Origin of the sequence: Xenorhabdus mauleonii, from assembly GCF_900113945.1 — a bacterium.
Taxonomy (GTDB): domain Bacteria; phylum Pseudomonadota; class Gammaproteobacteria; order Enterobacterales; family Enterobacteriaceae; genus Xenorhabdus; species Xenorhabdus mauleonii.
Genome location: NZ_FORG01000017.1, coordinates 92216 through 99117, shown reverse-complemented (window position 1 = coordinate 99117; position 6902 = coordinate 92216). Strand labels below are relative to the sequence as shown.

Below are 6902 nucleotides of genomic sequence, written 5' to 3'. Positions count from 1 at the left end.
CGAAGCTGGTAGTAAAAATAATCCGGTTCTTCTCCGGCCAGTAGCTCCGCTGCGGGCGTAAATTGCTCTATCGGCAGATAGCGGTAAGGCGTGCCTCGTTGGGTGTCATCATCGGGCTGTTGAACCACCTTAACGTCATGTAATCGGAACAATTTCATGGCATCGCCCAGCAGCAAGGGATAGCAGTGATTTTCGGCACTCAGCAGGACAGGCGGGCTGGTTCTTTTTTCCAGATGAATGGCCGGCACACAGCCCAACATAAAGGCATCACCGACATCATCCAGCGGCAGTTCGCCTTCAAAACGAAAAATCAGTTCAAAAGTACCATCCGTATTAAGCGGAACTTCCGTGCAACTACAGCTGATATCCAGCGTGACAAAGTTATACAGATGCGGCAGCGCATAATACTCAACCAACGTTTGCAGGCCGGCATAGGAGCTTTTTTTCATCGGCAGGATGGGAGCATCCAACACATCATGCCAACCATAGGGAAAACAGCGCAATTTTCGTTGTTCACCCTGTGTGCGCAGGCTGACATCACAAATATGCTGATCTAACCACAGGCTGAGCTGTGCTGCCTGTTCAGTAACCGTGCCAAGGAAAAATGAGAGCGCTCCGCATTTCCAGACCGAAGAAGTACTTCCCGTCTGACAAAGGGTCAGGATAATTTCACTGTGGGTGCCGGTTTTTTTCACCCTGCGATCCCATACAACTAGCGGCTCAATATGCAGTGAACGGCAGGTTTTGAAACTGAGCAATTGCCCATCCGTTTGCGCAGAAACGGAAGTGTTCTTGGGAATATCAACAGCCCCCTGATGTTCGCCATCGGCAGGGAAAAATTGCATGATAGTGGTGGGCGGAACAGGGCACAGCACTAACGGCCAGATACGGGACAGAATACCGTGGGTAATTTCGGGGAAATCATCCTCCAGTTTATCCCGTAAGCGGGCAATCAGCAGGGCAAACGCCTCGAAAAGACGTTGAATATCGGGATCATGGGCTGTTGCCAGAAAATCAGTTAAATGGGGTGATGCTTTTGCCACGCGCTGAGCTAGTTCCCGCAGGTAAGCGCATTCTTGCAGGTACAGCGATTCCTTGCGGTTTTTCATATTTCTCCTTCTTTGCACAGATATTCAAACTAATGAACCATCGGCATTTCATTGAAAATATTTATAAATAAAAAAGAAATAGACGATATTTGACTATTATACGGAGTTATTTGTTAGTTTAACTAATGAATTTCGATTTTTTTGCTATTCAAGAAAAATCTTAAAAAACAATCGCAGTAATCATTTGACCCCTTTCACTTCAACCGATAACATCTTTGCTGACAATAACGATCCATCGCCTGTCAGGATCACCTTCGGGTGGCGAAATAAATCTCCCGTAGCCTGAAAGGGAGAGCAAGTATTGCGGTACATCTGCGCACTTTTGGAAGCAGATATCGTTGGACAATAACCCATCGTCTGGCGATGAAAGTTATCCGGCTTCTTGATTCACCGGCTTATCATTCACGTAGAGCAGTCCCCTGCCACGTTTTGATTAACGAATGGTTAAACGTCCCGAACACCGCGCGGCGTCACTTGCGTTTAAGCGGAGCGATTACCAAGTGACGCCGCTAAGCGGCCAACGTCCAAAGCACGCCCGGCCTGCCTTTACGACCCATTTGATCCACGTATTACTCAAAGTCACCCGTTGTTACGGGCCTTTTTCTGTCTGAATCGACTTGCTTCGTTTGTTTTTTAATCCACTGCCTGACAACAGGCTGATATCGAAAAAAAGGAGAAATTACCCACGTCACGATAATGAGGCGTTCATCCTGACTAAATCAGGCACTGAACGGGGAGTACTCCATCGCCGTGCTGAGCACATAGCGAACTCCTGCAAAAACTCAACACAATTCTCGCCCTGCTACACATTATCTGACGCACCACGGAACGGTGAACCTCACCGACACGCAGGGAGTGTTTCGAAATAAGTAAAATAAGTCTGAAAAACACAGGGGAAATACGGATAGCGAAGCGATCACGAACAAGAATAAACAACAAAGATTGATTTAGCCGTCCGTATTCTTCCCTGAGTTTGTGTGATAACGGAGGACAGGATTCGATGTGCCTTGACCAACAAAATGATTTAACTCACCGCTTGGTCTCGCAGAGGTCAACTGAGTTTAAAGTACACAGGCACAATGCTAAGCGGATTTATAGCCGTTCAACTTAGTAGTTCGGTTATTGAGTTAGATAAAACAATCAGTTAAAGTATTCCCGCCATTAGCAAAATCTAATGGTCAAGGTTTTGCAGCCTTGCGCACTTATACACTGGTAAGATACTTTACCAGTGTTCTTGCTATTACCTTTTCTATGGTGGTTCAGGCTGGGGAGGCTATGCCTCGCCGGAATAAGTGCCGGTCTGCAAACCCTGTCTGAATCACCACCATCAATGAATAATTAATGGAAGGGGTAGCAGGAATGATTGATATTAAAAAAGATTGGCATCAGGCCGATATTATTGCGGCATTACGTAAGCGTGGTACTACCCTAGCGGCAGTCTCCCGTGAAGCTGGACTCAGTTCATCAACATTAGCCAATACGCTCAGCAGACCATGGCCAAAAGGCGAATGGATCATCGCTAATTACCTCGGCATCCATCCCTCAGAAATCTGGCCTAGTCGATATTTTGATTCATACGGTCAGCCTATTGAACGCAAGATTCGCGATAAATCTGAAGTGGTCAATAAAATTGGTCACTAACTTAGAACGTTGCCAAAATAATCTATCTCATTCGTTGAGTATTAACTCATTGGTACACCTCGATTTAGCGTGTACCCAAGGGGGTACCCCTAGAAAATATTGAATATCACAAACCCATAAATAACAAGGCTTAATGCCGTATACTCAATGAACAGATCCAATATTGAATAGTATTTCATAGCCTCTCATAGCACTTCACAAAGCCAGTAATACTCAGATATTGCTGGCTTTTTGCTATTTCAGGGAATTGTATGGCTTATCAGCAAACTACGTCGTGTTTTATTTCCGATAGGATTTCGACATATTGATGCCTCGAAATCAATTTATTAGAACAACAACTTATTAGAATAAAACAAGAAAAGGTAACTTATTATGCCAATCCCTCAGCGATTAAAACCCTATAAGCCAAATGAAGAAGAATTTGCAAGAATGGAGTCATTGCTGACTCAAATCGAAGATAAAATTTTTGACCATAAAAATGCGCATGTTCCGGAGATCCAAGAACTCATCAATGAATGGAATAAAAATGCCAGCCGAGAGTTTGAATTCCATGAGTTCCGGGATTTGCATTCCTATACTGACAATGAAAGCTTTATTTACTCCGCTTTTTATAAAATAAAATACATTGCAGATCTGGGCTTTGATGAAGCGATGGCCTTGGTTAATATTTTCTCTGAAAACAATGAGCATGAGTCAGATGTGTACTATGCAATCAATTTATTGGAAGAGAATTTTCCGGATACCAATATTTCAGATCTTATTTTTTGGCCTGATGATTGGTTCCAAAATGAAACATTCGAAGCTGAACTCACCTCTGAAGAAATATTGGGTTATGCGATGGCTCGTTCAGGTAGATTTTTACCCGACGCTCCTGAAATTGAACTGAAATATCCAATCCCCCAGCAGTAACCTCCTTTCTTACTGATTGCCTTGATAGAAAGGTAGTATTAAACCTACTTGAGCGTTGCATGGCGCTCTTGTTGGGGATTTCTATGTTCGGTATATCTCCGTCATCTTATAAGCCGCATCTAGCGCTCACCCGACGATAGCGTGCGCATGACATCTAATTTTTGAGTCGGTTTAAACGTCATATTTTAATACCTCTTCAATCGATGTTGGTATGACAGGTTTGTCTCTCGGCTCTTGCGTCAGCTCAAAAAGACGCTGTAAATCATCTAAACTTTGCCAAAGCAACAATAGTTGGCGAAAGGATATTTACCCGGCCAGCTCAAATTTTTTAATGGTCGCAGCAGGTATACAACTACGCTTAGCCAACGCTTCTCGTGAGAGTTTAGCTTGCTTACGGAGGCTACGAAGATGTTTGGCAAAAGCATGTTGGACATCGACATCATCCAGTAATAAAAAACGGCCCATGACTTTCTCCCAAGATCTCCATAAATGGACACAATAATATCCATAAAGAAATCTGAATGTGATGGCTAAAATTCAGATGACGAACACGCAGCAGGCAAATAATTTCAAATGCATTTTTGCAATCCAAGGTGGGGGATAACTCCCCACCATTATGCAAAAATCACCAACTACCTGAAGCGCCACCGCCCTCGCTTTTGCCGCCGCCGCCAATAAAGCGATCGTTATCGTCATCATCGCTGTCATCTTCATTTTTTATTTTTATACTTTCAGCCGGAGGTTGAGTTTGGGAACTTGAGCCACCAAACAGGCCACCAAACAGTTTTTTGACCATTCCCCCCACCAGCGACAATAGCGAGAAAATAACCAAAAGCGCCAAAATGACTGGCAACAGAAAAATGAGCAGGTAATACCAAATAGACAGAGGGGGAAATACACCGACAAGGCTCAATACAAATGTAGCAGCAGCAACAGTCAAGGTGCATTTAAGGAAACGCTTAGCCCAGTGCCCTTCACGGAAAACCGCCAATGGCAGGGATATCATACCCAACAAGTAAAGCACTAATGGAGCAGTAAGATCTTTTCCGAGTGAGCTGTCAGATGATGCATTATCTTCTTCAAAAGCCTGAACGGTTTTTGCAATATCGCTCGGTGTTTCCATTTGTCCCGGCTGTTTCAGCAATGTTTCGATGGAATCAATCGAATTGCTGAGTCCTTCGAAATAAGCATCCTCTTTAAACGCCGGTTTCACATCCTGACGCAAAATACGTGCAACTTTACCATCGGTTAATTTATGCTCCAGACCAGAACCCACTGAAATACGCATTTGATGGTCAGCAGATGCAACCAAAAATAAAATGCCATCATTGTGTTCGGTACTGCCCAATTTCCACTTGGCAAAGACACGGGAAGAGAATTCTTCAACAGTCTCTCCACCAAGTGTCGGGATAATTAAAACAGCCATCTGCACCTTTTCTTCTGATTGCAATTTTTTCAGCTTACGGGTCAGGCGCTGCTTCTCTTCTTTGGTTAGAACATTGGCGGTGTCTACTACGTGCTTGTTTAAGACGGGGATCTCAACAGAGGTTGTTTTTTGATTTAGCTCTTTGGCAGATACATTTCCTATTCCGATAAGCAGTAAGAACAGAATAACAACGTGTTTCATCATCGAAAAATAGCGGCTTACCGGCTGTATCATGCGGGTACTACGACCATCCTTTGGCATACGGGCAATTACTGACATCAAATATCCTTGGTTATTTCTTCAACTATCAATTGCCAGTATTATAGGGATATATCCGATTACGTGTAATGAGAAAAGCGGCATTATTTTTACATGATGCCGCTGCTGGCAGGCTTATTTCCCTTCTTTGATTTTTGCTGCTTTACTTGCCGTCAACAATGCCAATATTGGCGTAATCGCGAAGAATAAAAGCAACCAATGGGAAGAGGTGGATGCACCTTCTACTCCTCCCGGCTGATAAAATCCGAATAAATTGACTATCATGCCGCCCAGTGCAGAGCCAAATGCGGTGGCAAATAATTGCACGGTAGTGATGGATGAACCGGCAATATTCTTATCGGCATCGCTGGAAACCTGCAAAATGCGGGTCAGAAGATGAGGCCAGCCAAAACCGATGCCGAACCCAAATATCCCCAAACCTAAAACGATCGCCAGTATTGTTTGCCACTCCCCAGCCGATGGGTTGGGCAATAGTACAAGCAACAGCAACATGCCAAGAAACATGAAAACGGGGCCACTCATAATGGCGAATCGCATTTTCGCGCCTTGCCAACTGGCACTGGCCATCTCTCCTATTGTCCAGCCAAGCGCTGCGGTCGCAACCATATAACCAGAAACCAGAGGAGATTGCCCATGCAAAATTTGCAGGAAATAAGGAATAAAAACATCACATGACAGGCCAACAACCAGCAGTAATATGGTAAGAAATAAAATCAGATGGGGAGAGCGCAGGCTCAGGGCGTTTTCAGGCAATAATCTTGCTGAAGTACGACGTTCATAGATGACCAGCAATGAGACCAATATCACGGCCACAGCAATGCCCAGAATATTCATCCGAACATCTTGGGACAAGCTGCCGGATGACACCGCCAGCACAGCCGCTGCCAATAAGATCAGTTGCACAAACGGTAATGGCGTATTGGTTTTATCCTGTTCCTGTTTTTTCGGCAGAATCATATAGGTAAATATGGCATACAACAAAATAATGGGCACCATAATGCCAAATGCATAACGCCATGCGTTCATTTCAGCGAAAATGCCGCCTATGGCCGGCCCGATTAAGGTTGCCACACCCCACACTCCCGAAATCAAGGCCATCGCCCGGGTCCAGAGGGATTCCTCAAACACCAGATTGATCATCGCATAGGACAGTGCAAACAAAAATCCACCACCGAGTCCCTGAATAGTTCTTCCAACCAGCATCATTTCCATCGTCGGTGCGACAGTGCAAGATAAACTACCAATGAGAAAAATGAGGGCCGCGATCAAATAAGCATTTCTTGCGCCTGATACACTCAGTAACTTAGCAGAAAGGATAGAACCAATTATTGATGCCATGACAAACAGTGTCGTATTCCAGGCATAGAGGTTCAAGCCACCAATATCGTTTACAACAGAGGGCAGAATAGTAATCGCAATTAAGGTGTTCGTTGCCATTAATCCGACACCCAATGAAAGTGCTATCGCACTTGGCGCATTTTTACTGGAAAACAGGTCCTTCCAGCGGCCTTCCTCAGCTATTATCATGATTTTGTCCT

The 6902-nt window shown here is 44.4% G+C and carries 7 protein-coding genes; 2 read left to right on the top strand and 5 right to left on the bottom strand.

From position 1 onward, the window contains the following. Nucleotides 1–1109, bottom strand: a 1109-nt coding sequence (locus BM100_RS15575; RefSeq protein WP_092512571.1) for a type VI secretion system baseplate subunit TssF, incomplete at its 3' end; no start/stop codon positions are given. A gap of 180 nt (nucleotides 1110–1289) precedes the next feature. Then, on the bottom strand, nucleotides 1290–1421 hold the full coding sequence (locus BM100_RS23855) for a hypothetical protein (protein ID WP_274539941.1): 132 nt from the start codon (nucleotides 1419–1421) through the stop codon (nucleotides 1290–1292). 1047 nt (nucleotides 1422–2468) lie between these two features. Here BM100_RS23855 and BM100_RS15570 point away from each other — a divergent pair. Both BM100_RS15570 and BM100_RS15565 read left to right on the top strand, forming a co-directional pair. Beyond that, entirely contained in the window at nucleotides 2469–2750 is a 282-nt protein-coding gene (locus BM100_RS15570) for a helix-turn-helix domain-containing protein (RefSeq protein WP_092512569.1), read from the top strand. 372 nt (nucleotides 2751–3122) lie between these two features. After that, nucleotides 3123–3659 (top strand): hypothetical protein, encoded by a 537-nt coding sequence (locus BM100_RS15565; RefSeq protein ID WP_092512567.1) that lies wholly within the window; start codon nucleotides 3123–3125, stop codon nucleotides 3657–3659. 306 nt (nucleotides 3660–3965) lie between these two features. Here BM100_RS15565 and BM100_RS24090 read toward each other — a convergent pair whose 3' ends face one another. From BM100_RS24090 to BM100_RS15550, 3 genes are all read right to left on the bottom strand, one after another. Then, entirely contained in the window at nucleotides 3966–4124 is a 159-nt protein-coding gene (locus tag BM100_RS24090; protein ID WP_244590639.1) for a helix-turn-helix domain-containing protein, read from the bottom strand. Between the two features lie 160 nt (nucleotides 4125–4284). Next, on the bottom strand, nucleotides 4285–5364 hold the full coding sequence (locus BM100_RS15555) for a TPM domain-containing protein (RefSeq protein WP_092512565.1): 1080 nt from the start codon (nucleotides 5362–5364) through the stop codon (nucleotides 4285–4287). Nucleotides 5365–5478: 114 nt separating this feature from the next. Beyond that, the gene (locus BM100_RS15550) at nucleotides 5479–6891 is read right to left on the bottom strand and encodes an MFS transporter (RefSeq protein WP_092512563.1); all 1413 of its coding nucleotides are present in this window, start codon (nucleotides 6889–6891) and stop codon (nucleotides 5479–5481) included. Between the last annotated feature and the right edge of the window lie 11 nt (nucleotides 6892–6902).